The 24,411-nt window shown below is 45.0% G+C and carries 20 protein-coding genes; 8 read left to right on the top strand and 12 right to left on the bottom strand.

The window, feature by feature from the left end; translation table 11 throughout:
* Positions 1-42 precede the first annotated feature (42 nt).
* From L5M71_RS04170 to L5M71_RS04180, 3 genes are all read left to right on the top strand, one after another.
* Positions 43-255 carry a helix-turn-helix transcriptional regulator gene (locus tag L5M71_RS04170; protein ID WP_011071638.1) on the top strand — a complete coding sequence of 71 codons (213 nt, stop codon included), beginning with the start codon at positions 43-45 and terminating at the stop codon, positions 253-255.
* Positions 256-294: 39 nt separating this feature from the next.
* A complete protein-coding gene (locus L5M71_RS04175; RefSeq protein WP_263205345.1) occupies positions 295-1,737 on the top strand; it encodes a YfjI family protein in 1,443 nt (480 codons plus the stop codon).
* 356 nt (positions 1,738-2,093) lie between these two features.
* Positions 2,094-2,756 (top strand): inovirus Gp2 family protein, encoded by a 663-nt coding sequence (locus L5M71_RS04180; protein WP_263205343.1) that lies wholly within the window; start codon positions 2,094-2,096, stop codon positions 2,754-2,756.
* 170 nt (positions 2,757-2,926) lie between these two features.
* Here L5M71_RS04180 and L5M71_RS04185 read toward each other — a convergent pair whose 3' ends face one another.
* The 12 genes from L5M71_RS04185 to L5M71_RS04240 all read right to left on the bottom strand — a co-directional run bounded on the left by L5M71_RS04185 (position 2,927) and on the right by L5M71_RS04240 (position 14,322).
* On the bottom strand, positions 2,927-3,220 hold the full coding sequence (locus L5M71_RS04185; RefSeq protein WP_263205339.1) for a type II toxin-antitoxin system RelE/ParE family toxin: 294 nt from the start codon (positions 3,218-3,220) through the stop codon (positions 2,927-2,929).
* Positions 3,208-3,492 carry a CopG family ribbon-helix-helix protein gene (locus tag L5M71_RS04190; protein ID WP_263205337.1) on the bottom strand — a complete coding sequence of 95 codons (285 nt, stop codon included), beginning with the start codon at positions 3,490-3,492 and terminating at the stop codon, positions 3,208-3,210. The genes L5M71_RS04185 and L5M71_RS04190 overlap by 13 nt, the downstream gene beginning before the upstream one ends.
* Positions 3,493-3,780: 288 nt before the next feature.
* Positions 3,781-4,503 carry a lecithin retinol acyltransferase family protein gene (locus L5M71_RS04195; RefSeq protein WP_263205335.1) on the bottom strand — a complete coding sequence of 241 codons (723 nt, stop codon included), beginning with the start codon at positions 4,501-4,503 and terminating at the stop codon, positions 3,781-3,783.
* Positions 4,504-4,582: 79 nt separating this feature from the next.
* The gene (locus L5M71_RS04200) at positions 4,583-5,149 is read right to left on the bottom strand and encodes a site-specific integrase (protein WP_249559032.1); all 567 of its coding nucleotides are present in this window, start codon (positions 5,147-5,149) and stop codon (positions 4,583-4,585) included.
* Between the two features lie 108 nt (positions 5,150-5,257).
* Positions 5,258-5,665: a DUF2787 domain-containing protein gene (locus L5M71_RS04205; protein WP_263205330.1), complete on the bottom strand. Its 408-nt coding sequence runs from the start codon at positions 5,663-5,665 to the stop codon at positions 5,258-5,260.
* Positions 5,666-5,853: 188 nt separating this feature from the next.
* A complete protein-coding gene (locus L5M71_RS04210; protein WP_263205327.1) occupies positions 5,854-6,267 on the bottom strand; it encodes a DUF2787 domain-containing protein in 414 nt (137 codons plus the stop codon).
* A gap of 245 nt (positions 6,268-6,512) precedes the next feature.
* A complete protein-coding gene (locus tag L5M71_RS04215; protein ID WP_263205324.1) occupies positions 6,513-6,869 on the bottom strand; it encodes a type IV toxin-antitoxin system YeeU family antitoxin in 357 nt (118 codons plus the stop codon).
* Between the two features lie 139 nt (positions 6,870-7,008).
* Complete coding sequence (locus tag L5M71_RS04220; RefSeq protein ID WP_263205322.1) at positions 7,009-7,371, bottom strand: hypothetical protein; 363 nt, start codon at positions 7,369-7,371, stop codon at positions 7,009-7,011.
* Positions 7,372-7,411: 40 nt separating this feature from the next.
* The gene (gene radC, locus L5M71_RS04225; protein ID WP_263205319.1) at positions 7,412-7,918 is read right to left on the bottom strand and encodes a RadC family protein; all 507 of its coding nucleotides are present in this window, start codon (positions 7,916-7,918) and stop codon (positions 7,412-7,414) included.
* Between the two features lie 437 nt (positions 7,919-8,355).
* Positions 8,356-11,007, bottom strand: a complete 2,652-nt coding sequence (locus L5M71_RS04230; RefSeq protein ID WP_263205317.1) for a DEAD/DEAH box helicase family protein — start codon at positions 11,005-11,007, stop codon at positions 8,356-8,358.
* Positions 11,000-12,913, bottom strand: a complete 1,914-nt coding sequence (locus tag L5M71_RS04235) for a hypothetical protein (RefSeq protein WP_263205315.1) — start codon at positions 12,911-12,913, stop codon at positions 11,000-11,002. The genes L5M71_RS04230 and L5M71_RS04235 overlap by 8 nt, the downstream gene beginning before the upstream one ends.
* Complete coding sequence (locus tag L5M71_RS04240) at positions 12,910-14,322, bottom strand: hypothetical protein (protein WP_263205313.1); 1,413 nt, start codon at positions 14,320-14,322, stop codon at positions 12,910-12,912. The genes L5M71_RS04235 and L5M71_RS04240 overlap by 4 nt, the downstream gene beginning before the upstream one ends.
* A gap of 439 nt (positions 14,323-14,761) precedes the next feature.
* Here L5M71_RS04240 and L5M71_RS23110 point away from each other — a divergent pair, with 439 nt between their 5' ends.
* The 5 genes from L5M71_RS23110 to L5M71_RS04260 all read left to right on the top strand — a co-directional run bounded on the left by L5M71_RS23110 (position 14,762) and on the right by L5M71_RS04260 (position 24,338).
* Positions 14,762-14,911, top strand: a complete 150-nt coding sequence (locus tag L5M71_RS23110) for an AlpA family phage regulatory protein (RefSeq protein ID WP_411569126.1) — start codon at positions 14,762-14,764, stop codon at positions 14,909-14,911.
* A gap of 291 nt (positions 14,912-15,202) precedes the next feature.
* Positions 15,203-18,076, top strand: a complete 2,874-nt coding sequence (locus L5M71_RS04245) for an SNF2-related protein (RefSeq protein WP_263205310.1) — start codon at positions 15,203-15,205, stop codon at positions 18,074-18,076.
* 17 nt (positions 18,077-18,093) lie between these two features.
* Positions 18,094-19,932 carry an AIPR family protein gene (locus L5M71_RS04250; RefSeq protein ID WP_263205308.1) on the top strand — a complete coding sequence of 613 codons (1,839 nt, stop codon included), beginning with the start codon at positions 18,094-18,096 and terminating at the stop codon, positions 19,930-19,932.
* A gap of 57 nt (positions 19,933-19,989) precedes the next feature.
* Positions 19,990-21,579, top strand: coding sequence for a site-specific DNA-methyltransferase (locus L5M71_RS04255; protein WP_263205305.1), 1,590 nt, complete (start codon positions 19,990-19,992; stop codon positions 21,577-21,579).
* Between the two features lie 20 nt (positions 21,580-21,599).
* Positions 21,600-24,338 (top strand): DEAD/DEAH box helicase, encoded by a 2,739-nt coding sequence (locus L5M71_RS04260; protein WP_263205303.1) that lies wholly within the window; start codon positions 21,600-21,602, stop codon positions 24,336-24,338.
* Positions 24,339-24,411: the final 73 nt, after the last annotated feature.

The following is a 24,411-nucleotide window of genomic DNA, read 5'->3' on the forward strand; positions in this document are numbered from 1 at the left end:
TCTCAGGGTTGTAGACGTTTATTTACAACTCTGAGGACGATTATGAACACAACTCTTACAAGCAATTCCATTATTAGACTGAAGACCTTGGTTCAGCTTACAGGGCTTTCGCGTTCAACTATCTACGATAAACTCAATCCCAAATCCCCAAGGTTTGATCCACTTTTTCCGCGAAAAGTTTGCCTTGGTGCTCGTGCCGTAGGCTGGTACATGCAAGAAGTCGAACAGTGGCTGCAAGGTAGAAGATTTTGCTGACCCTAAAAATTTGACTAACTTATAGAATGAAGGTGAATTATGAATAGTTATTATTACCAGAAATTATTTCCAATCTCCTACGGTTATGTTCCAAGTCTAACCGTCGCTCCTAAGATGGAGAAAGCGTTTGAAGAAGCAAGAGAATTGCTGCAAGCACCAGATGGTATGACCTTGGCTTGTCAGTTAACGTCGATGGCAACCGCTATGCAAGGGGTGTTCAATGTTGAAATTCCTACTCGGAAAATCGGTCCCATATCACTCATGGTAATGACTATAGCACAATCGGGGGAACGTAAATCGACCGTTGATAACTTGTTCATGGGAGAGATTAAAAGTATTGAAAAAGAACAAGAGGCTGTTTATCAGAAAAGTTTAAAAGAGTACAACATTCAGATGGATATACATAAGGAAAAAAAAGCAAAATTAAAAAAGGCTATTACCCTGGATAATGCTGAAAATGAACAGACGATCCAGCAATTGGTGGCATTATCAGAACAAGAACCTACAAAACCTCGAGCCCCTAGAGTGATATATGAGGATACCACCAGTGAAGCGTTACTTGATGGTTTAAAAAATGATTTGCCTAATGTGTTTTTTGGCACCAGTGAAGGAGATCTAATATTTAAAAGTAGGATTATGAGCAACGCTGCTAATTTTAACCCGATGTGGAGTGGTGATGATATGACGGTAAATCGAAAAACCTCACCATCTTTTAAATTAATCGATATTCGGTTATCTATGCATATCATGGTGCAACCAGATACGTTACAGAACTTTTTGAATAAGTCTAACGTAAATGTTCGTGATAATGGCTTTCTATCTCGGATGTTGGTTTGCGCTCCACCTTCTACTTGTGGTTTTCGCCAATCTTATGGTTATCAGTATTCCCGTGAGGGTATTGAAGAGTTTAATTGCAGGATTAGACAACTACTCGAGCAGTCTTTTAGATTAGTTGATTATCGGCATCGAACAAAGGTAGTTTTTTCTTCGGCAGCTGAAAAGATTTGGTGGAATATTTACAATGATATCGAAACTAAAATGGCCCCCGGTGGCATGTATGCATGTGCAAGAGACCATGCATCCAAGTTGCCAGAGAACATTGCTAGGGTTGCAGCCTTGATCCATTGCTTCGAACATCCGGACGATTTTGAAATATCTGTAGAATCCTTGTGGTTAGCCGTTGAGTTGTTAAGTTATTTCTCAAGAGATTTTATGCGAGTCTTTTGTCCTCCGCCTAAATATGTGCTAGATGCATATGCGCTGAACGATTGGCTGAAGCCATTTATTGATTCTGGAATAACACAAATAAGGAAAAATTATATTTTACAATTCGGTCCAAACTGTATTCGTAAAAAAGCCGACTTACAAGCTGCATTAGATTACTTAAAACAAAGCTACCCAATGGAGGAAATTATTATAGGTAAGACCAGAGTGATAGACTTTTTTTACCATCAACCTCCTAATGATGCTCACACATCTTAAATCTAGAGGGTTATTTGTAAAAGTTATTTTAAATTTAATAAATAATTTAATTTTTAGGTTTTTAGGTTTTTAGGTTTTTATAATGGTTTGCATATTAATTCAGAGTGGCGATAACTGTTAGTTACAGTTAGTTTTCTTGCATAAGTTTAAAATGTTGTTTTAATCAGGTTAGTTTTAGATAGTTTTCATTTAGGGTGTTAATAGTATTATATCTGTGTTTTATATGTTGTTTGCTTAATTTTTTAATTTAGTTGTCTGGTGTGCTACATGGGTGTTTTTATTCATCGGAATTAGTGTATTAATTTCGAGTGGTTAACTACACCCTTAAAATAGTGATTGGGAAAGGAGAGTTAGAAATGGGTAGTATTTTTAATAGAAATTTAACGGTGCTAACAACACCTCAATATGATGGATTGCAAACACTTTCACTAAAGAATGGTACAATTGAAGAGTATCTATATAAAATTCGCTCAGTTATGGATTGCGTTGTGCTGAATTATTCAAAGGTATTTGCGGTAAGAGTTGATCTACGATTTCCTGATATGTTTGAATCGGCTGATACAGCAGTGATCACCCGTTTCTTCGAATCGTTGAAGGCTCAGTTAAAAGCAGATCATCTGGCAAAATTACGAGATACTTCCTTAGGCCAGGTCCACGAAAGTGAACTATTTTACATCTGGGTTAAAGAGATCAGCGGAAGGGATAAGTGTCATTACCATGTCTGCTTGTTCTTCAATGGCCATGCGTATAAAAGTTTAGGAAAGTTTGAATTGGGCCGGGCTAATATGTATAACCGCATACATAAAGCTTGGGCGAGTGCACTAAGGTTAGATATTTTCAATGCTCAAGGGTTGATCCATTTCCCAGAAAATGCTCAATATTTACTGTGCCGTAACCAAGCTGATTTCACTTACATTTACCAAGACTTGTTTAAAAGATTAAGTTATTTTGCTAAAACTGACACGAAAATTTATGGGAATGGCAATCACAACTTTGGTTGTAGTCGCGTATCAGCATGATTACCGAGTGATTCGCTTACTAAATGAGGTTGCTGGTAGAGTGAGTAAAAATAAAGGAGTGATGAGCAAGGGATTAAGCCCCCTTGCTTTAGCGTTCATATAGAGCAATGGCATTTTCACACTGCAGACATGAGACATAGTCCACTAGAACACTCCGTTGCGCAGCCAGATCAATAGCCGGCTTCCTTTTGATGTCGAACACACAATACGGTCAATCGCTCGCCGCCATTATAATGGTACATTGCCAAATAACCCGTGTCACCAAAGTCAATCAGCAACTCCCTAAAATTGAAGTCATTGTCATCTATAGGTCGACCAATATCTGGATAGCTTTCCAGTTTTCTAATGGTATTGATTATGGCGCTGGCAGCCCGTTGTGCGGCAGGGGGATTTTTACTGCGAAGAAACTCACGTAAGCGTTCTAAATCACGTAATGCATTGGCAGTGAAGACTATTTGTGGCATGTAGGGGCTGCCTTTTCATTTTCACTTCCCCAGGACTCCAGCCAACTCACCACTTCGTCACCGGTGACATGCAAGCCTGATGTCTGGTGCTCTTCCCATGCGCGTAACGCTTCTTGCTGCAGTGCCTCGCGTTTCTCTTCTCTCTCAACGTACTCACGGATCGCTTCACGCATCATCCAGTGTGATGAACGTTTACGAGTTTCTGCTAAATGCTCGACTCTGGCTTTCATATCAGCATCTAATTTAACCGACACGGGTTTGATTGTGCTCATCTGTGACTCCAAAAGTAATGCTTAGTACTACTAGGTAATACCTTAACATAACGTGGTACAAAAAAATAATGATTACACGTTTACTTGCCTGCATGAGCAACGGCATAAGCTCAAGGATGATAGAAGATAGTTTGTATCACTTAACTGGGCAAACCTGTTACGCCTTTATCACGCTAATCTTCAACGTAATCGCAATAGGGGTGAAAACGATAGCGGCGAGTTGTGCCGCTTCGTTTATAGAGTTTGGTTAATGGGTGACTGAGTACTCTCAATATTGCAGGTGAAGCATCATGACCTTAACCAATGCCATGCATCGGCTATCAGCCCAGCACCAGCTTTTACGCCATTGATGCCCACTTCTGCCGTCGTCAACACGATGTTTAAGCCAGTTTCTACACTGCCGGTGACGAGTTTGATCCCCGCATCTGTAATCTCTCCTTGGCTTAAGCAAGTATAAGTTTCACCCAGGGTGTGGCTGGTGCCTTTTACTAGGCATTCGGCAGGTTTAGCGACAAAATCTCCAGGTGTGCCTAGCAGTGTGTTGACGTTGTCGGGTAGCCCTAGGTATTCGCCGGTCATCTTAGCGGCGGTTGAGGCTAACACGACGTTTGCGACAGTTCCCGTTGCCAGTCTTGAAGCAGTACTTCCCAGTAAGCCTGCTCTGGCAGAGCCTTGCAGCGCAATGTGGGTGAGATTACTGACTTGATTGGAGGTGCTACTTCCCGCTAAGCATTCATTGACGAAGTGCTCGCAATTATTGGTAGCAACGCCGTATGGGCTGTGACCCAGTTGACTGCGCGCAAGCTCAATGGCCTGATAGGGAAACAGCGTGGACTTTTTCACTCTGACACTATGGCCACCAGCAAATTGCTGCAGATCGATTTGTTCGATGATGCCCTGTTTCGATAAGTGAATCACATTGCCACGGCCAACATAAAGACCGTGGTGTTCGGTTAAGCCAAGCGGATCGATATTGGTGACCAGGTGATCACCCGGATGAAATGTATACATGGTATGTACTCCAAGAAAAACAACGCAGATACCCCTAGATCGAATCTGCTAATGGGTTGAATAGGGCGTGCTGATTGACTCAGATTTCCAGCTCGACAAAGTCTTTATCGATTTGCTGTTGAGTAATGCCGATATAACGCAGGGTGACCGCTTCCGATTGATGCCGCAGCATGCGCATCACCCGGCCAATGTCTTTGCAGGCTTGATACAGGTGATAGCCGCGGGTTTTACGCATCGAATGGGTGCCCAGGGCTAACTTGATATCGTCACCGACAAAGGCAAACGCTTTGGCGACGGCGCGCCGTGTCAGCGGTTTGGCGGGGGCCTGCCGGTCTTTGGCCTGGCTCGAGCGGTGGGATTGGAACAGGTAGATATGCTCGGGATGGCGTTGATGAATAGCCTCAATCAACGCCAGCGTCTTAGGATTGAGCTTGATGCTGGCCCGTTTACCGGTCTTCTGCTCAATGATATTTAAGCGATCGCCGTCGATATCGCTGAACTTGATGGCCAGTAAGTCAGAGATCCTAAGTGCCAGGTTAAGGCCGATATTCCAGACATCCGCCATCTGCTCACCAAAGTGACGTTCGAGCAGGTAACTGATAAGCTTGATGGTGTCGCGGTTCTTGACCGCTTCGACTTCGTTCATGCTTGGTTCCCTCAATTGGCTATGTGATGAATGTGGGCACCAGCACATCGCCAACCCGCATGGGGCCTGCGTTGCTTGGTACCCAAAATACCTTTGTGGGCACCAAGTTCAGTCGGCGCTGACTTGAACCTGATAGACTTCCATCTCGACGAAGTTGCAGAAGTTCTCCAGTAGCAACCTCACTAGGCTGTCGGCATGCTCGAGGTAGCAACGGCCAAAGAAGCTGTTGTAGACCTGCTTCTCCTGAAACAGCACTTCCATTTCTTTCTCAAGCTCAGGGAAGGGCCCGTCGCAGTAGGCAAAGTCTGTGAAGTAATTGAGATACCAAAACTCACCCTGGCGGTAGAGATTGATCTCCACTGGGTGGTAGCCACAGTTATCAGAGCTGTAATCGGGATCGCGGTAGTTTAGGGTGACGATGTTGAGGTTAGGGTTATTGAGTGCTGCTAGTTGTCGTTCTAACACTTCATAAAAGAGCATTGGCAGTGGCAGGATGGTTTCGCGATGTATTTTCATGGTGGACTCCAAAACAAAAAGCCCGCGAACGACAGGCGTTGCGGGTAGGGTAGGTTGTTAACGATATGGGCTTGACGCAATGAATTAGACTGATTAGCGCGGGTGTGATGCGCTTGGCCTGTTGATGGCGATAGGACTGAAAGCGCTAGAACGGTTAGGATGCTCGCTTGAAATGACGGCGAGGCGGGTTAATCCAAGCTCACTTCCACTTGATAGACTTCCATCTGGTGGTAACTGACAAAGTTATCGCTAAACAACTTAATCAGCCCCTGTGATTCCCGCTCAGTAATCCAGCCGCTAAACAGGCTATAGACCTGCTTGCTGTTAAAGCAGATATCGATGTCTTTAACCAGTTCAGGGAAGGGATGACCACGAAAAGCAAAGTCGGTGACGTAAACGAAACGCCAGTGATCTTGCTGTTTCTCAAGCCGCACTTCGACGGGATGAAAGCCGCCGGCTTCGGCGCTGTAATCAGGATCGCGAAAATTAAGCGTGATAGCGTTTGCGTCTTTTGGTGTGACTTCAGCCAGTTCCTTTTCAATGACTTGGTAAAAACGATCTGGCATCGCTGGCAGTTGATTACGCTTGATAGTTAATGTCATGGAATATTCCTTATTTAAAAACGGGCATACGCAAAAGCCAAGGCGCAGTCACGCCTTGGCTTTTGCTGTCTATGCGGTTTGGTTAATAAAACGGGTGTTGGCTAAGCGGTTTAATGTGAGTCGCTAAGGGCTGCTTGCTAAGGCTTTTGAGCTGGGAGATTAAAGTTTGGTGGTTATGTTTAACGAGATTAGTACTGGCTTACGATAATGAACGGGTTATCGAGTGAGGGCGAGGTTGCTGGTGGTCAGTGGCTTAGCTTTGGTTTAGTTTCGGTTTGATAAATCGCAATATACAAATAGCCGTGGCTGCCTAAGGTGTCTGCCTCACAGGTAAAGCCAACGTGCTCAATGGTGACGCAGTGCTGCTCAGTGGCATCAATATCGCCGGTGGCCACCAGCCGTTCAAGCTGTTTAACCATGGCCGGAAAGGCCTCGACAAATTGTTGTTTAATGGCTGGTGGAAATTCACCGACAAAGCTTGCACGGTCATTGAGATAATCCAAGTGCAGACCACGTAAAATCAGCCTTGCACCAAAGCGGGGAGACACTTTACGGGGTAAGCCCCAGGCGTGCTCAATATCGAAAAGTTTTAGCGTTGTCATAGTGACCTTAATGGTTGAAAAGAACTTTAGGGAGTAGGGTGCTCATTAGCTGACTAGCGAGAGCAGTGATAAATACCAGTGCTAGTAAGAGCGGTTAATACAGCCGACTAGTGGAGTGGGTGATGACATGCAACGGTCTTTAGGTGTGTACGCTCCAATTAGGCTGTTCATTACTTCCATGGTTAAAGTACACCCCGTTGATCACCCTTTGCCATTCACCTGTTGGCACACCATAACTATCACAGGGGCAAACATAGCGGCAAAAGCTGATCTCCTTGGGCAAGTGTTCAACCACATCACGGTGAAACACACTCAATACGGTTTTATGTAGCTTTGGATTTGGTGCCACAATCGGCTTGCCAATCACTTGGCCCATGGCATTAAGTGGCCGCACAAACATCGGCAAAATGAGTTCAACCGCTAAACGGTTACGTAGATCAGGAAAAGCAGCGCAGGCTTCGGCGACACAGGCTTGTGAAAAGCTATCAGTAAATTCAATCATGATGGACTCCTTAAAAAGGTGTGGCAGGTTTAAACGTTGGCTAGAGTAAACCGCGCTCAGCAAAGGACACTGGTGTGCGGCCAACCACGATATGGTCAAGCACGCGCACATCGATAAGCGCTAATGCATCGGTTAACCGTTGAGTGATGTGCTTATCTGCAGCCGAAGGTTCAGACTCGCCGGAAGGGTGGTTATGGGCAAAGATCACCGCTGCTGCATTGGCGGCCAACACAGCCTTAACCACCTCCCGTGGATAAACACTGGCGGCATCTAAAGTGCCAAAGAACAACTCTTTAAATTCAAGTAATTTATGCTGATTATCGAGTAGCATCACTGCAAACACCTCACGCTCATAACCACCCAGTTTGTAAGTTAAAAAATCCTTAGTGGCTTGAGGGTTGGTATAGGCGTCTTTCTTTACATAGCGCTCGGCAATGATATTGGCGGCAGAAGCGAGGACCTCTTCGGCAGTTTGCGGCCACTGGTTGATCGCCTGGTCTATCGAGTTGTTAGGTTCAGCTTTGGTGGGTATCGCTTTTGTTGACATATCAGGCTCCTTGAAAGCGTTAATGGGCTTATGCACAGAAGTGATATATATCTGAAAAAATTTGGAAATCGGGGAAAAGTTAAAAAATATTTGAAAAACATATGTGATGAGATAATAACCGAGGGGCTCATAATTAAACCTATCAAACGGAAAGAAGTACTAAACCTAACCGTTCTGCCCCGTACCAGTGTCTATTGTCTGATGGCCGACGGTAAAATCCCTATATCTGTCCTCTGGGCGAACGCTCCGTTGGCTGGGAAGAAGGAGAGATGCTCAACGGGATTGAAGAACGAATCGCTGCCAGGGATGGTCGTCAGAGTTGATCTAACTTCGGGTAAATGTCAGATCTTATACATATAGTCAACTCCCTCCTGATTCGTTTACTGCATGGCATTCAGTCGCAATAAACGCTGAGTTTAAATATTCAGTTCAGACACTTAGCTAAATTTCGCTTCATTTGGGTCGTAGGGAAAAGGGTCGTTGTATATTTGGGGTCGTGTTCCGTCTGAGGGCGTTCTCAAATATTTTTTCCAATGTTCTGTTGAGTTTCGAAGATCAATTTCAGAGTTAGCTTTAGTCTGTTTGCATGCATCCATACGTTCTTCAATCAGATATTTTTCTCGTAGAAATGAAGCAAGCTGCTCTTCATCGAAAGAGCGTGCGAGGTAAGGGTAATGTATGGCCAACTCTGCACATCCGCATTTTTTAAGTTGAGCGTTAACTTTCCCAAATAGCCTATCTACACGTCCTACCCGCTGCTCATTATCACCAGGCGTCCATGCAATACCATAATGGTGCACTTTACGGCATTGCACGTGAAGATTAACTCCTTCCTGTAGAACTGAAGTAGCAGCAAGCACGTTTGGGTAGAAGGGACTGTTGAACCCTAGGATCAAGCGTTGACGGTCATTGACTGCCCCACTTGCATAGAACGCCGGGCTGCTCAGCCCAGTTATTACGTGCCAGTTCCCTCTGCTATAATCCTCCCAGTTCTCACAAAGCACCTCAAATGTTTCCAAAGCGGCTTGGAAATATGCGAGCGCTAGTGACGTATGCAACTTGTTTTTTATAAATTCCAGAAAAGCTCGGTAGCGTTGTTGTACATCACCTGAACCAGCAATTGTGCGAAATTCAGCATACCAGCAGTACAACTCAACGATTACTGGACTGGCAAAAAGAAAACCATTCTTCAGGTAGTGTCCAAAGTTTTCAGCTTGGACTTTGTCGCGTATGAGTCTATCGATTTTTTCGCGACTTTCACTTCCTAGCAGCTTATACATAAGCCCACAAAGTGTTTGCATGGGTTTGTCGAAACTCAGCTTTGTGTCCGAGTCTTCTACGTTTTGGTGTTGAACAGGTCTTCTGGTTTCAAGTGCCGCAGAAGTATAATCATCTCTGGATCTCTCGCCGGAGTGTTTACGATAGTAGTACGTGTATGTTCCATCCCGATAGTCACTGGCAGGTTCGAGCAACAATGTGAATAAACTTTCAGGTTTGCGTAGTCTAAGACTGAAGTTTGAGCAATCAGTGCTTCGATACATCCCCGTTTTTTTCACAACAAAAAGATTGGCTACTCGTGAGTGGACGTCCGAATCGACATAAATATTCTCGTCGCTAAATTGCTCATCTCCGTCCAACAATGGAGCTTCCTCAATTTGTGATTGTTTCCCAAAAAAACTGTTTAATACCCTTCGTGACCAATTGCTAGACTCCCATTTTTTGAGAAGAGCTCCCGAATCATCAGGGGCTATCGCCTTTGCAATCATGTAGCCCATCTGCTTGTCATACTCAGTATTGATTCGTTTGGTAATCTCGCGGACTGAGGGAATCCTTCTCACAAATATCAAATGTTTGTGCTCATGGACATCAATTGCAGAGTTAAACACATCTCGAGGCATACAGCTGTTTACCAGAGCGTCATACTTTGGATGTGCAGGCAAACCACCTAGGTTTTCATGTAATCGTGACAAAAGGACAAGAATTTCTCGGTCCGGTGCACCATGAAAGTCGCGCTTGGCAAGATCTTCTTCTTTGCGTTGCTCATCATCTTCCTGTTGTACATTAAAGGACTCAAACCCTTCAAGGTAGCCATAGAGGAACCGCCGGCCATCCTTTACTTCCTGCTTTACCAAGAGTTTCTGATAGAGCGCGAAAAACATTTCAGCTGCCGGGTTATTGAATACAGCCTTAATTTCTTGCTCATTCCGGTAACTGTATTTATCGTAAGCGCCATTTAGGCCTTTCATGCGCCGAAGTCGACGCAATGCATACTTCTTCAAAAGGTCATCGGGCGTATCATCACCAATGTTGGTCACGTAGCTAAGAATCGACGAAATGTCCTTCATTGATTTATGGCTAGGGGTCGCTGTCATTAGCAGTGTTCGCAATCCTAGGCGGTTACCCGAATGTCCGAAGAACTCGCGCGCAGCTTTTGCTCGCTGGGATTGCCCTTCACTATTTCGGAAGTAGTGAGCTTCGTCGACGATGACTAAGTCGAAGCCTTGTTTGTCTAATGCCTGTTTGATTCGTTTGTGAATAGCTGCGGCTGTGTCCGCTGCCCCTTTGAGCTTGTCATAGTCTTGGTCATTCTCGCCACGAACTAGCCCACTCAGCGAATAAATCGTCGTAATGAAGAAGTGGTGATTATTTTCTTCAATTGCATCAGCCAACTCGTCCAGACGCCAAATCAATTTTGGGGGGTGTAGTGGTTCACCACTATTAATGCTACGAACGCGGTCATCAGACTCTCGATAATGGGTCTTTACGAACTTTCGATATTCCCGCTCCCAATGCCGACAAATATCCCGATTGGGAGCCATCACCAGAACACGGGCATCAGGCTGGATCCGCCACAATAAAGCCATGACTCCCAAGGCCTGAAGCGTCTTCCCCGTGCCCACCTCATCGGCAAGGAGTGCTGCCTTATATTGACTTAGCTTATTCCAGAGGCCTGCTACACCTTCAGCTTGGCGAGCTGACATAGAAGTGTCTCCTTCTTGATATATCCAGTTCGGGTCGTCACGGTCAAACGTCACTACATCAGACACCAGATGGGGAGTCAGTGCGCTCCAGCTTTTTCTATCATCCATAACTGCACATTTTCCTGATCTGCTGCATGTAATATTTTTGACTACGAAGTTCTTGAGGTAATGAAACAGGTCGGCCTTTTATTTTTAAACTATTCCATTTCTCGTTCGCTGGAGGTAGTTTGCTATAATATTTATTTCTACGATTTGAATAGGCTTCCAGAATTTCTTGCTGCAGACTATTGGCTTCCTGATATAAAAACCAATTGAATACTATATTAACGTCTGATGCTGATAACTGTTCTCTAACCTTCTGTACTAATTCTTGTACGCTACCAGGATACACAAACAGCAATTTTTCGAGTGCATCCATCGATGTCGACTCGCGCAGGCGCTTCCGTAATTGCTCAAAGGCATGAAATAATCGAAAGTAAGTCAGGCTGTCGCTAACGTCAGTAGTTGTTGTGTCAAACGCCTCATCTGTCAGTTCATCGTGTCGTAAAACTTGGCGTAAATGGGCTGTAGTACTGGTTTTTGAGTCCACACTGGTGATTAGATCGTTTAGTAAATCCTTCAAAGAGTCATAGCCCTGGGCTCTCCTGTGGGCTGTACTGCTCTCTTGCACCAGACCACGGAACAGCAGTTGACCATCTAGCCAGACTTCGTAACAGTGATCTGCCAGTAACGCTTCATTATCGGCAACCTCATACATCACAGGTTCCAACGGCCAAGTACCTTCACTCCGCCTTGTTTTCCAATGCAACGGAATCTGTTTTTTTACCCCGGGCAAGCGCAAAATGTAATGTGTGCCATCGCTTCTCATATGGAGTTTTCCTTGCACATTGTAAATTCTGTCTTCCCAGTCGAAGCAGACTTGCAATACGAAGGGTAAAGGATAGGGTTCGACCTCCAAAGCTTCGTCTTTCAGTAATTGTTCGGAGCCAAAATTTGTCTCGTCCAAGCAAAGCTCTTTACCCGCAATTTGGGTTTTGGCTGCCGCGCTGATTATTATTCCCGCCTCGATGTTGCTCCGCTCAAAGCTCGCGCAACCAGGTTCAGTACAGTTCCATGAGCCTATTGCCAGGCGTGCCTTAACACCAGACGCCAACCAAAGCTTGGCATGGGTCATTTCGATGTTGTCTGAATGCTGCATCGGATGGTCATGAAAGCTTAGCTTTCCAGCATGAATTAACTGACCAAGCTCATGCGACCACTCTGTGCGGACATACCGATGTGTGACACGATCAGGCACAATGGCATACTTCAAATTCTTGCCGACAAGATTCGAAATTTTGCCGAGTAAGGACGCCAGATCGCGTGAAAAGTATGGTGACCACACAGTCAATTGAACAGCCTCTGTTTCTGCCAGTAGCTGCTGCAAAAAGCTTGCTTTTTCAAAGCTGTGTACAAACCGCCAATCGGTATCGTTACCAACAAAGCGACGGCGAACGCCAAATGCTTCAGTGATATCGATTCCTGCTGTCTTTGCCAAAGGCGTGAAAAATCGCTTGATCTGTTGGTATTGCTCGTTGTGGCTCACTGGGCGAAATATGAACACTTCTTGGTTGCGCCCCCAGCCGCTTATGCTCAGATTGGCGCTTCCGGCACCCAGTACCATATTGCCGTTAGTATCTTCTAGGAAAATAACTTTAGGGTGGAAAAGCGATTCTTGATCGAAGTTTTCAAGCCAGCTAGGCAAGATGCCGTGTATCGGGATGGCTGTGCGTTTAAGCTGGTCTGCCTCCATCATGCGCATATCGCAAAAAATGCGCACATCGATGCCTAACTCGGCTAATTGGAGCTGCATGTTCTCGTAGTCCATGCGGTTTACTGGTGGGTCGGCTGCAAGTAAGGCTGGTAGTAGGTGTGTCTCGAAAAAGGGAATACCAAGATTAAAGGTAGTAAACCATGCCCGCTTGAGTGGACCCAAGGTTTCCAACTGATTGCGAAAAGCGTTTAACAGTTTCATATGACTCCCCGCATCCCGGAAAGCAAATTGCGAAATTGCGGCAGATAATAGTGGTGCACCCAAGCGTCGACAGGGCGATCATCCTTTACTGGTAGTTGCCGAATACGCACATCGACTTTGAGTTGATTACCTCCAAGTAGTCTTAACCAGGGGGACTGACCACGGGCTTGCATTACTTTTTCGTGATACTGGAGCAAACCGAGCATTTGTTGCTCGATATTTTTAGTGCATGCCAGTGACATCAATTCTCTTAAACGAACGAATGCGGTGCCGGAGGCTTGCTGCCGCATGGTGGTATTCATTTCAATCTGAGCAGCACGATCCGGTAGGGTATGGGAATCACGTCCAAGAATCTTCCATTTGTTGGTTGCTTCGTCGAGTGTCTGCGATTTGGCTGAGAGCATCACGCCCAGTAGTAAGTCCATCTCGGCTAGAAAGGGCTCTAGCAAGCGCACATATTCTAGTTTGGCTTTGTCATTGGCAGTGAGCGAGCGGTTTGCTGCAGCCAATTCAAAAACTTCAGAGGTTTGGCGTTCCTTGCGTTGACTTGCGGATGTCCATTCTTGATTGAGTACCTCGTAGATGGCCCCAGGTGCGCCTTGATCCAACTCTGTGACGGCGAGCCAGAAATCGCGAGTATATGTACCGACCACAACGGGCGAGCGGAATGCACTTACAAAGGCTCGTTTTAGTTCAGTTGGTAGCTCTGAGAAGCTGCATTCCGGTATACTGCGTACGTCAGTCAGCAGCTCGGCAAGATGCTCTCGAACTAGCTTATATAAGTTAGCTAGTGGTTTTGACTTGGCAAGCAATTGCGTCCGAACCTTTTCCCATTGGACGCGCGACTCTGGTAATGCATAGTCATAAGCGCCGTCAAAGAATCCCATTTCAACTAGAGGCGTCTTGTAACGCCCACTCACTCCGAGAGAATGTTGGCGCACTAGCACATGGGCATTAGGTTGGTGGCTAAAATGCAGTCGTGGATTACCTCGCGTTTCCTCCCATCTACGGTGGGCTTTGGAAATGCCAAGAATGCCAGTCGTTTCCACGTCCTTTTGGTCCTGCTCCTCAATCATGACGTATGTGAATACATTTTCCAGATAGATAAGGCAGGCCTGTTTAAAAGCGGTGGAATTCTTATCTCTCCCTCCATATGCAGGGTCATTACGCAGACCTTTACCTAAAATAACGCTGTCATCATCGATTAGTGCCCGAATCACAGCGTGATTGAAAAGGTTCAAGGTAAAGTTGCGCACATCATTAGAGATGGAACTTATGCGACGGCGGAAAATATTCTGCCCATAAGAAGACCAAATAACCAGCAGACCGAGAGGGTCAACATTTAGTTCGCTACTAATGGTATCGTCGTACTCGGTAAGTATTTCATTCAGTACATGCAAATGGCTCATGCATCCCCTCCCTGTTACTCTCCAAGGTAGTGTTCGTAGCGGAACTAGCCAAAGAGCCAATTGTTCTTAGTCTTGTCTGAATGCTCTGGTGATCACTACGCCAGTTAATACTCATTAGGTTGTTGGCTAGAAGTTTAGCTGGCTGAGAGATGAGTCTAAAATGATTCCGTATTTGGATGTTGGGGCTACGTCGTTGATCCATTGGCTTCCTTGGCTCTTCCCTGATTTTTATGGCATCACTGCTTATCGATATGGTTGACGATCGCAAATAAAACGATGCAATTCTGTACTTATTTTTGATTATTAACAAGTGCTTAAAGTTAATGCTAGCAACAATATCATTTTGGATGTTTCTGTAGGCGGCAGTACGCATGAAATTCTTTAGACTAAAGCAAGTTACCGAATTACCAGCCTTGGGCGCTCATCTATCTTCAACTCCATGACAGCCGGTTACTTTCCTAAGTCAGTGAGGCTAGGTCTAAGGCTGGTGGCTTGGGGTGAGGAGAGATTAATGAATGGATTGTCTGTAGGATATTTGACTTTGGAAGACGTTGTGGTTAATGAACGCACAACTAGGGAAAAGATTTAACTGAAGTTGGGTTCTTTGAACTGTAGCACTGGATACAGTTGAGTGTCTCTGGCACAATCATCAATCATTACTTAAGTCAAAGTAAGTGACTGGCTCGTATTGATAAATCGTTAGAAAGTTGTTTGGCTTTTTGTGAAAATTTGGGACGCAATAGCCTTAACCCAACAATTGAATTACCAAAGGTGCAGGGGTAGCCGATATAATCCCGCACTACCGAGAGATACTGCTCCCAGAGCTAAAGAACTGTACTAGCTGGCACCCAAAGTAACCTGACTGTAAGGAACGTCGTAGTTGATAACTGATTATCAAGCCAAGTATTTCGCACATGAACTTACAATCCGGCACGCTGCCGGAGGAGTAGACAGTCTCTCCCAGTCACTTTTTGATGCCAGTGTGGATCTTAACCCCCATCAAATAAATGCGGCACTTTTTGCACTGAATAACCCATTAAGCCAAGGTGTGGTCTTAGCTGATGAAGTTGGTTTGGGTAAGACGATTGAAGCTGGCTTGGTACTGTCGCAGTACTGGGCGGAGCGTCGCCGTAAACTCCTTATCATCTGTCCTGCGTCGCTGCGCAGACAGTGGGCGCAAGAACTTGATGATAAATTCAACCTGCCCTCACAGATTTTGGATGCTAAAACCTGGCGTAATCTGCAAAAAGAAGACGTATACAACCCACTAGCCGAAAAGCGGGTGATTATCATGTCTTATCATTATGCAGCTCGACTGGAAGAGCCGCTGTTGATGGAGTCATGGGACTTGGTTGTCATCGATGAGGCTCATAAGCTTAGAAATGCTTACCGTACCAGTAACCGCATGGGGCAGGTGTTGAGACGGGCTCTGTCTGGCCGTAAAAAACTGCTTCTGACAGCAACACCATTACAAAACTCACTGATGGAGTTATATGGACTCTCAACGCTGATTGATGAACAGCTTTTCGGTGATGAGCGCACGTTCCGCCAAAGTTTTATTCAGGGTCAAAGCGCGGTAACCAAACTAAAAGAAAGGCTAAAGGGCTTTATTCACCGGACATTGCGCCGAGATGTGCTGGAATATGTTCGTTATACCAAGCGACAGACATTAACCGTGCCCTTTACGCCAACATCCCAGGAAGAGGACCTTTACAACGGTATATCCGCTTTGCTGGAGCGGGACGAAAGCTATGCGTTACCTAAAAATCAACGCCATCTCACAGGGCTTATACTGCGAAAACTCTTGGCCTCAAGCTCACATGCAGTCCTCAATACGCTGGAAACTATTCTAAGACGCTTGGAGTCATTAAAAAGCGCTCACAGAAGTGATATCGATATCGTTGCTACCTTGGTAGATGACGATGATCTTGAACAAGAATACCTTGAAGAACTCGATGACTCTGTTGCCCCTGATGAAGATTTAGACCAGCGCTTACTCGATCTCGAAATTACTGAGCTCAAGCTATATATCGACCAGGCCAAAGCCATTGAGACCGATAGTAAAGCAACGGCGCTTCTCACAGCTCTAGAACAAGGCTTCGCCAAAATGGAGGCCATGGGCGCGCCGCGAAAAGTGATCATTTTTACTGAATCGAAGCGTACCCAAGAATATTTGAACCGATTTCTTTCGGCCAATGGCTATCAGGATAAGATTGCCACCTTCAGTGGGTCTAACAATCATCCTCATGCAACTGAGGTTTACCAGCACTGGCTTGTTGAGAATCAAGGTAGTGATCAAATTACTGGCTCACCACAGGTTGATCGCCGCACGGCGCTCATCGATCACTTCAAAAATCACGCCGAGGTGATGATAGCAACGGAGGCGGCTGCGGAGGGGGTTAACCTCCAGTTCTGCTCTTTGTTAATTAACTACGATTTACCCTGGAACCCCCAGCGAGTTGAACAGCGTATTGGTCGTTGCCATCGTTACGGACAGAAGTTCGATGTCGTGGTTATTAACTTTCTCAACCAGTCAAACCACGCAGATCAGCGCGTATTGGAACTGCTCAGTGAAAAATTTCACCTCTTCGATGGGGTATTTGGTGCGTCGGATGAAGTGCTGGGCAGTATCGAATCCGGGGTAGATTTTGAAAAGCGCATCCAAGCTATTTATGGGACCTGCCGTAAAGCTGAAGATATTGATGCAGCTTTTAAGCGCCTGCAACAGGAACTTGAAGCCGACATCAATGAAAAAATGAAAGAAACACGGCAACTGCTGCTGGAAAATTTTGATGAAGATATTCATGACTTGCTAAAAATGCGCTTAGACAGCGCAGAGCAACGGCTTGATAAAGTTGGGCGGTGGTTCTGGGCGCTTACGCGGCATGAGCTGCAACACCATGCCACCTTTGATGACGCAACCCATAGCTTCGAGCTTAACTATACCATCTCACAAGCAGCATCAGGGCTTTATCAGTTGCATAAGCGTAGTAGCGCCCAGCAAAGTATGACCGAATTGCCTCATGCCCATCGCTACCGTTTGTCAGCTCCTTTGGGGGAGTGGGTTTTGCAGCAGGCAATCAATCGTGAGCTGCCGATCGCAACACTGTTATTCGATTATTCAGCGCACAACGCCAAAGTGTCCGTACTTGAAAAACTCGTGGGACACTCAGGAATTCTTCGGTTGCAAAAGTTCAGCATTGAGTCGCTGGAGCGCAGTGAAGACTACCTGCTGTTTGCCACTATCGATGACCAAGGTAAACCTATTCCAGGCGAAGTTGCGCAAAAGCTGTTGCAATTGCCATCGCACGTTCAGGCAGATACGGTATGCCAATTTGCGGCTTTGCCTGAGTCGCAGTCGATGCTGGAAGAGATATTACAAGCAGAATGTCATCAGGTTGAAAAGTCCGTTAACGACCGGAATCTCAACTTCTTTGAGCAAGAAGTCAACAAACTTGACGCCTGGGCAGATGACCTCAAAGAAGGGCTGGAAGCCTCTATCAAAGAGCTCGATAAACAAATCAAAGAAGTTCGCCGTGAGGCTAAGATCGCGGTAACTCTCGAAGAAAAGTTAGCGCTGCAAAAACAGCAAAAGAGCCTGGAAAGCCAGCGCAACAAAAGCCGCCGAGAGCTGTTTGATAAACAGGATGAAGTCGATGAGCGCCGCGAAGCGTTGATTGAGTCCCTTGAAGGCAAGCTGAACAAAAAAACTACATTTGATACAGTTTTCACCATTTTTTGGCAACTGATTTAAGGATAAGGATTTCAGAATTGGCAGCATTACAACCACAATTTCTCTCTCCATTAAAAGACCTGCTTCAAGAGCGCTTTGTGTCTCATTTACCGCCATTGCTTGGGCAAGGAGCAGGAAATGATCTTCCACAAAAACAAGTTGCACGAGCTTTTAGTGCATTCGTACTGCAGCAAAAATTTGATTTAGATGTGGTAACTGCGTCAAGAGCCGTGGTGGACGACTACGAAGATCATGGCATTGATGCAATTTATTATCATGAAGCAGATCAAACGCTCTACCTAGTACAGTCAAAAATGAAGGAAAGTGCTCAGTTCCAGCTAGGCGAGGCACAAGCTTTTATTGAAGGTGTAAAACTACTTTTAAACAAGCAATTTCAACGTTTTAATCGAAACGTACAAAACCTTCAAGCACATATAGAAACCGCATTAGATGAGTGTGAGAGCATTCAACTGCTTGTCGCTTACACGGGTAATGGCATTACTATACAGGCGCAAAACTACCTACAGCCTGCCATACAAGAGCTTATCGATGAAGGTGAAGAGCAGATCGCACCTGATTATCAACAGTACACCGCTACCGAAGTTGAACAGGCACTTCGCAGTGAACATGCGGTTGATACTGTAAACGAACGTGTCGCTGTATATAAGTTTCGTGTACAAGAACAACCGCGAAAAGTGGTTTTTGGTATCGCGAAGTTAACCGACCTAATTGCATTGCACACCACTCACGACCGCAAGCTCTACGAAAAAAATATTCGTTACTTTATTGGCGCAGGCACACGCGGGGTAAATAAGGCAATTAAAGACACCCTTCTAAATGAGCCGGAAAATTTTATTTATCTTAACAACGGTATCACTCTGATTGGCAATACAATAAAGCCAAAAGGGAATATTAAAGGGCATACAGGTAGCAAACACTTTGCAGTCAATGGCCTATCCGTCGTCAACGGCGCGCAAACCATTGCCAGTGCTGCGCAGTTTATGCGTGAAAACCCACAGGCGGATATTAGTCAAGCACAGGTCATGGTTACCATTATCAACACGGGCAACGACGCTTTTCATAAGAAAGTGACTAAAGCGCGTAACTTGCAAAACCCAGTTGATTTAGCCAATTTTGCTGCGTTAGATGATACCCAGGAGCGCTTGCGCCAAGAGATGAAAATGTTCGGTGTTGAATACCTCTATCGCCCGCAACAAACAGCAGCAGCGGGCATTCGCAGCATCACTATTGACAACTTGGCAAAAGCATTAGCATGTATGAAAGCCGATGTGCGTGTTCCTTACCTGTTAAAAGCAGAACCAGGCAAATTTATTGATCAAGAAAGCGTAGAATACCAAAGCATTTTCAACTCTGATTTACAAGGTGTCGTAGCAATTAACGCTGTGAACTGCTATTTGTCCATTCAAGGCTTATGCACCGCAGCTGAGCGCGGTAATCCAAGCCCGGAAAAACTGGTCTATCGCCATTTTAATTACTGTATAACTACGTTATTAATGGCCCAGTTTAAAAGCACAATAGTTGCGCATGAAATGAAAGATGAAGCAGCGTTTAACGTTATGATTAGCCGTACCTTCGATGAGCTTCGTCAGCAATTTTTTGATAGGTTTAGAACGTTGTCACTTGGTAGTGCGCCACATGCTTATTTTAAACGCCTTGGTGATACCACACGGTTAATGCGAGCGGTGTGGATTGGTCACTTCAACTTGGCGCAAACACCTGCAGTGATTGCAAAGCAAGAGCGCTTGCAGGAAAACGATCCGCACAACCAGAATTTATTTAGTTACTTAGCAGATCATGCACAGCGCCAGCAAGGGCAAAACGCGCAAGCTGCCAATCGGCAAGCACAGCCAGTATAGGGAAGAGTGTGGAATGACAACGCTAAGTAACGAACACAAGATAAGAGCACAGAAATCATGAGCAAAACCAAATTAGAACTGACCTGGATAGGCAAAAATGAGCGCAAAAAACTTGAACCTCGGATTTTATTGGAAGACCCGAGCAAGTCTTACTATGCCAGTCAAAAAGTCACTGAAAACGATATCTTTGATAATAAGCTGATTTTTGGCGACAACCTATTGGCCCTAAAAGCGCTAGAGCAAGAATATGCTGGAAAAGTGAAATGCGTGTTTATTGATCCGCCGTACAATACTAAAAGTACATTTACTCACTATGATGATGGGATAGAGCACTCATTATGGTTGTCACTAATTCGAGATAGGTTAAGCTTAATTCATAGCTTGTTGTCTGAAGATGGCTCTCTTTGGATAACCATTGATGATAACGAAGTTCATTACCTTAAAGTGCTATGTGACGAAATTTTTGGGCGAAGCAATTTCATTGCTAATGCAATTTGGCAAAAAAAATATGCACCTCAAAATGATGCAAAATGGCTTTCTGATTCACACGATCACATTCTTATATATGCAAAGAAGAAAGATATTTGGAGGCCAAATCCCTTACCTCGTTCGCAAGACATGGATAGTAAATATAAAAATCCGGATGAGGATCCTCGCGGACCTTGGATGTCAGACAATTTGTCAGCCAAAACATACTCAGCTACTACGGATTATCCAATTACAACTCCTTTTGGTCGTATAGTAAATCCACCAAGCAGTAGATGCTGGGTATATTCCAAAGAAAAATTAGAAAATATGATTGCCGATAACAGGATTTGGTTTGGTAAAGATGGTAAAGGTGTTCCTAGAATAAAGCGCTTTCTCTCTGAGGTGAAACAGGGAGCTGTATGTAAAACGATTTGGTTACGTGAAGAAGTCGGAGACAATCAGGACTCAAAAAAAGAAGTTAAATTTTTTAATTCCAAAGAAGTGTTTGATACGCCAAAACCTGAGAAACTATTAGAAAGAATTTTGACATTAGGAACTAACGCAGGAGATATTATTCTCGACTCCTTTGCTGGTTCTGGAACTACCGGAGCAGTCGCCCACAAAATGGGGCGGCGTTGGATTATGGTGGAACTGGGTGAACATTGTCATACCCATATTATCCCCCGTTTACAAAAAGTCATTGATGGCGACGATCAAGGCGGTATTTCTAAAACTGTTAACTGGCAAGGCGGCGGTGGTTTCCGTTATTACAAGATCGCGCCATCGTTAATTGTTAAAGACAAGTTTGGCTTGGAAGTCATTAATAAAGACTACAACCCCGAAATGCTCGCCGAAGCCGTATGTAAGCTTGAAGGTTTTACTTATGCGCCATCAGAAGTGGATTGGTGGGATCATGGTTATTCAACCGAGACAGACCACATTCATGTCACTACCCAGAGTCTGTCCTTAGAAAAGTTGGAAGCACTTTCAGAAGAAGTGGGTCGTGACCGTACATTACTCGTCATGTGTGGTGCATTTCGCTGCGAAGCAGACCGTTTTGCCAATTTAACGCTGAAAAAACTACCAAAGGCTATTTTAAACAAGTGCCAGTTTGGACAGGATGATTATTCATTAAATGTCGCCAATTTGACAGATGAAGCCACCCCAGCGCAAGATTAACGGTTAAAAGGATAACAATAATGAAAATGGATTTATCGAGCCTAAAGCCTGAGCAGCTACGTGCCATTAATAATGTAATTGGTCGTTTGAGTTTGCGTCAGCCACAGCAAGATTCGCTGCATGCTTTAGCGGTAGCGATTGCTGCATCTGAGTACAAATTACTCGACCCTAAACGTGATTTACCTGAGTTGCTGGAAACTCTAAAAGCCCAGTTCCCTAAGCTCAGTGATTTTGAGCGCGATTTTCCATCGTTGTGTTTTGCTTTGGCTACCGGTGTGGGCAAAACCCGCTTAATGGGCGCTTTTATTACCTACTTGTATCAAATACATGGTATCCGCAATTACTTTGTGTTGGCACCTAACCTGACTATTTATGAAAAATTAATCAGCGACTTTTCGCCTGCTTCACCTAAATATGTATTTAAAGGCATTACCGATTTTGTGTTAGCACCGCCAGAAGTTATCACAGGTGACAACTATGAAAGCCGCGGCGCACAGATGATGGATGATTTATTTGGCTCAGTGCGGATTAATGTATTTAACATCGCCAAAATTAACACCGAGGTAAGAGGTGGCAAAGCGCCGCGCATTAAGCGCTTAGCCGAGACCTTGGGAGAAAGCTATTTTGAGTATTTATCAAATCTTACTGATTTAGTGCTGTTAATGGATGAATCGCATCGCTACCGTGCTGATGCGGGGATGCGCGCGCTTAATGAACTTAATCCCTTGTTTGCTTTGGAGCTCACGGCTACGCCCTTTACAGAATCTAACCGTGGCCCTGTGCACTTTAAAAATGTCGTTATAGATTATCCACTAGCTTGCGCAATGGATGATGGTTTTGTAAAAGAGCCTGCTGTGGTTACCCAGCGTAACTTTGATGCCAGCCAATATGATAAAGACGAGCTGGAAACCATTAAGTTAATGGATGGCATCCGTCTGCATGAACAAACCAAGGTTGACTTGACCACTTATGCCCATGAAAACGATGCCAAGCTGGTTAAGCCTTTTATGTTGGTGATTGCGCGTGATACTACCCATGCTGCAGAGCTGTTAACCAAGCTCGAAAGCGTGTTTGAAGGACGGTATCGTGACAAGGTTATTCAGGTTGATAGCAGCAAAAAAGAAGAAGAAACCATTCAAGCGCTACTAAATGTTGAGCACGTGGATGAGCCTACCGAGATTGTTATTCACGTTAATATGCTTAAAGAAGGTTGGGACGTCACTAACCTGTACACCATAGTGCCGCTGCGAGCGGCCAATGCCAGAACCTTAATTGAGCAGTCTATTGGCCGTGGTTTGCGTTTACCTTATGGCAAACGTACCGGTGTTGAAGCTGTTGATATGTTGAGTATCGTTGCTCACGACAAATTCCAAGAAATTGTGGATGAGGCCAACGACCCAAATAATCCACTGCGCCTGAAACAACGGGTGTTAGACAGACCAGAGGACGATGTAACCAAACAAAGCGTACAGGTGAAGTCAAACCTGGAGAGTCAGATCGGTGGCTCTGTTAGCACCACAACGGGTGCAAATGCCAACCGTGAAGTACATGAGTCAAAAGGAGTTTATACCACTAAAAGTCAGCAGACTGTTGCCCGTGCGACATTGGATGTAATTAAGCAATATCAAACGCGGCCAACAGATGTGCCAACTAGTAAGGCGCTGTTGACGACTGAGGTAAAGGCTAAGATCGCTGAACAAGTCAAGGCTCAGCTAACCCAAGAACAGCGTGAACTGTTTAAGGAAGATTCAGTCAATATTGCTGCTATTGTTGAGCAAGTGACACAGCTGACAGTTGATAACACGATAGATTTACCGCGTATTATTGTTTCACCATCGGGTGAAGTGCTCACCGGTTATCGCCCGTTTGATTTGGACATCACCGCGATTAAAGGCTTAAAACCCATCGAACGAACGCTGATCCAACAAAGCTTGCAAGATAATCACCAAACCATTCGTGGCGAAGGAGATTCGGGTAACTATGAGCCGATAAAGCAAAACTACATTTTGAAGAAGCTATTCGACTACGACGATATTCCTTACGATGAGCAAGCAGAGTTGCTCTATGACTTGGCGACTCAAGCCGTAGATATACTGAGCACTGAAAACGATGACGAAGCCGTTGAAAACATTCTTCAAAACCAGAGTGATGCCATTGCTAGGCTCATTCATGTTCAGCTCAACAATCATTTTTTTGAAGATGCGACCGAATATGTAGTGGACGTACGCAGTGGCTTTAGCACCCTGCGAGAATGCGCCTATACCATAGCCCAAGATCAGCCCATTCAAAATTACCGTGATACAGTACGCGACGTAAGCCGGATAAAAACAATGCTTTTTGGTGGCTTTAGCCGTTGTTTGTACCCATTACAAAAGTTTGACTCGGATACGGAACGCCGCTTTGCCGTGATTTTGGAACGTGATAGCCAGAAGTGGTTCAAGCCCGCGAAAGGCCAGTTCAAGATGTACTACAAACGCGGCAGTGAGCATCCAGAGTATGTACCTGACTTTGTAGCCGAAACAGCTGACTATGTATTGATGATTGAAACCAAGAGTACTCAACATCAAAACCAAGATGGTAGTTGGAATGAGGAAGTAACAGAAAAAGCACGCAGTGGAGTGAAATGGTGCGTACATGCCACTGAGTACCTGATTCAACACGATGGTAAGCCTTGGAAGTATTTGCTGATCCCACATGACGCTGTGAAGGAGGCCAATTCGCTGGATTACTTTGTGCCGCGGTTTGCCCAAGGTGAATGAGCTTTTAATGGAGAGCCCTACAGTCCTATTTATGGACTGTAGGGCTTCATCTGCTGCTAATTTTGTGGAGTCA

This window comes from Shewanella sp. SW1 (assembly GCF_025653545.1).
Classification (GTDB): Bacteria; Pseudomonadota; Gammaproteobacteria; order Enterobacterales; family Shewanellaceae; genus Shewanella; species Shewanella oncorhynchi.

Coding starts and splice junctions, on each gene's coding strand:
- L5M71_RS04170 (WP_011071638.1), top strand. CDS start 43: ATGAACACAACTCTTACAAGCAATTCCATTATTAGACTGAAGACCTTG.
- L5M71_RS04175 (WP_263205345.1), top strand. CDS start 295: ATGAATAGTTATTATTACCAGAAATTATTTCCAATCTCCTACGGTTAT.
- L5M71_RS04180 (WP_263205343.1), top strand. CDS start 2,094: ATGGGTAGTATTTTTAATAGAAATTTAACGGTGCTAACAACACCTCAA.
- L5M71_RS04185 (WP_263205339.1), bottom strand. CDS start 3,220: ATGCCACAAATAGTCTTCACTGCCAATGCATTACGTGATTTAGAACGC.
- L5M71_RS04190 (WP_263205337.1), bottom strand. CDS start 3,492: ATGAGCACAATCAAACCCGTGTCGGTTAAATTAGATGCTGATATGAAA.
- L5M71_RS04195 (WP_263205335.1), bottom strand. CDS start 4,503: ATGTATACATTTCATCCGGGTGATCACCTGGTCACCAATATCGATCCG.
- L5M71_RS04200 (WP_249559032.1), bottom strand. CDS start 5,149: ATGAACGAAGTCGAAGCGGTCAAGAACCGCGACACCATCAAGCTTATC.
- L5M71_RS04205 (WP_263205330.1), bottom strand. CDS start 5,665: ATGAAAATACATCGCGAAACCATCCTGCCACTGCCAATGCTCTTTTAT.
- L5M71_RS04210 (WP_263205327.1), bottom strand. CDS start 6,267: ATGACATTAACTATCAAGCGTAATCAACTGCCAGCGATGCCAGATCGT.
- L5M71_RS04215 (WP_263205324.1), bottom strand. CDS start 6,869: ATGACAACGCTAAAACTTTTCGATATTGAGCACGCCTGGGGCTTACCC.
- L5M71_RS04220 (WP_263205322.1), bottom strand. CDS start 7,371: ATGATTGAATTTACTGATAGCTTTTCACAAGCCTGTGTCGCCGAAGCC.
- radC (WP_263205319.1), bottom strand. CDS start 7,918: ATGTCAACAAAAGCGATACCCACCAAAGCTGAACCTAACAACTCGATA.
- L5M71_RS04230 (WP_263205317.1), bottom strand. CDS start 11,007: ATGGATGATAGAAAAAGCTGGAGCGCACTGACTCCCCATCTGGTGTCT.
- L5M71_RS04235 (WP_263205315.1), bottom strand. CDS start 12,913: ATGAAACTGTTAAACGCTTTTCGCAATCAGTTGGAAACCTTGGGTCCA.
- L5M71_RS04240 (WP_263205313.1), bottom strand. CDS start 14,322: ATGAGCCATTTGCATGTACTGAATGAAATACTTACCGAGTACGACGAT.
- L5M71_RS23110 (WP_411569126.1), top strand. CDS start 14,762: ATGACAGCCGGTTACTTTCCTAAGTCAGTGAGGCTAGGTCTAAGGCTG.
- L5M71_RS04255 (WP_263205305.1), top strand. CDS start 19,990: ATGAGCAAAACCAAATTAGAACTGACCTGGATAGGCAAAAATGAGCGC.
- L5M71_RS04260 (WP_263205303.1), top strand. CDS start 21,600: ATGAAAATGGATTTATCGAGCCTAAAGCCTGAGCAGCTACGTGCCATT.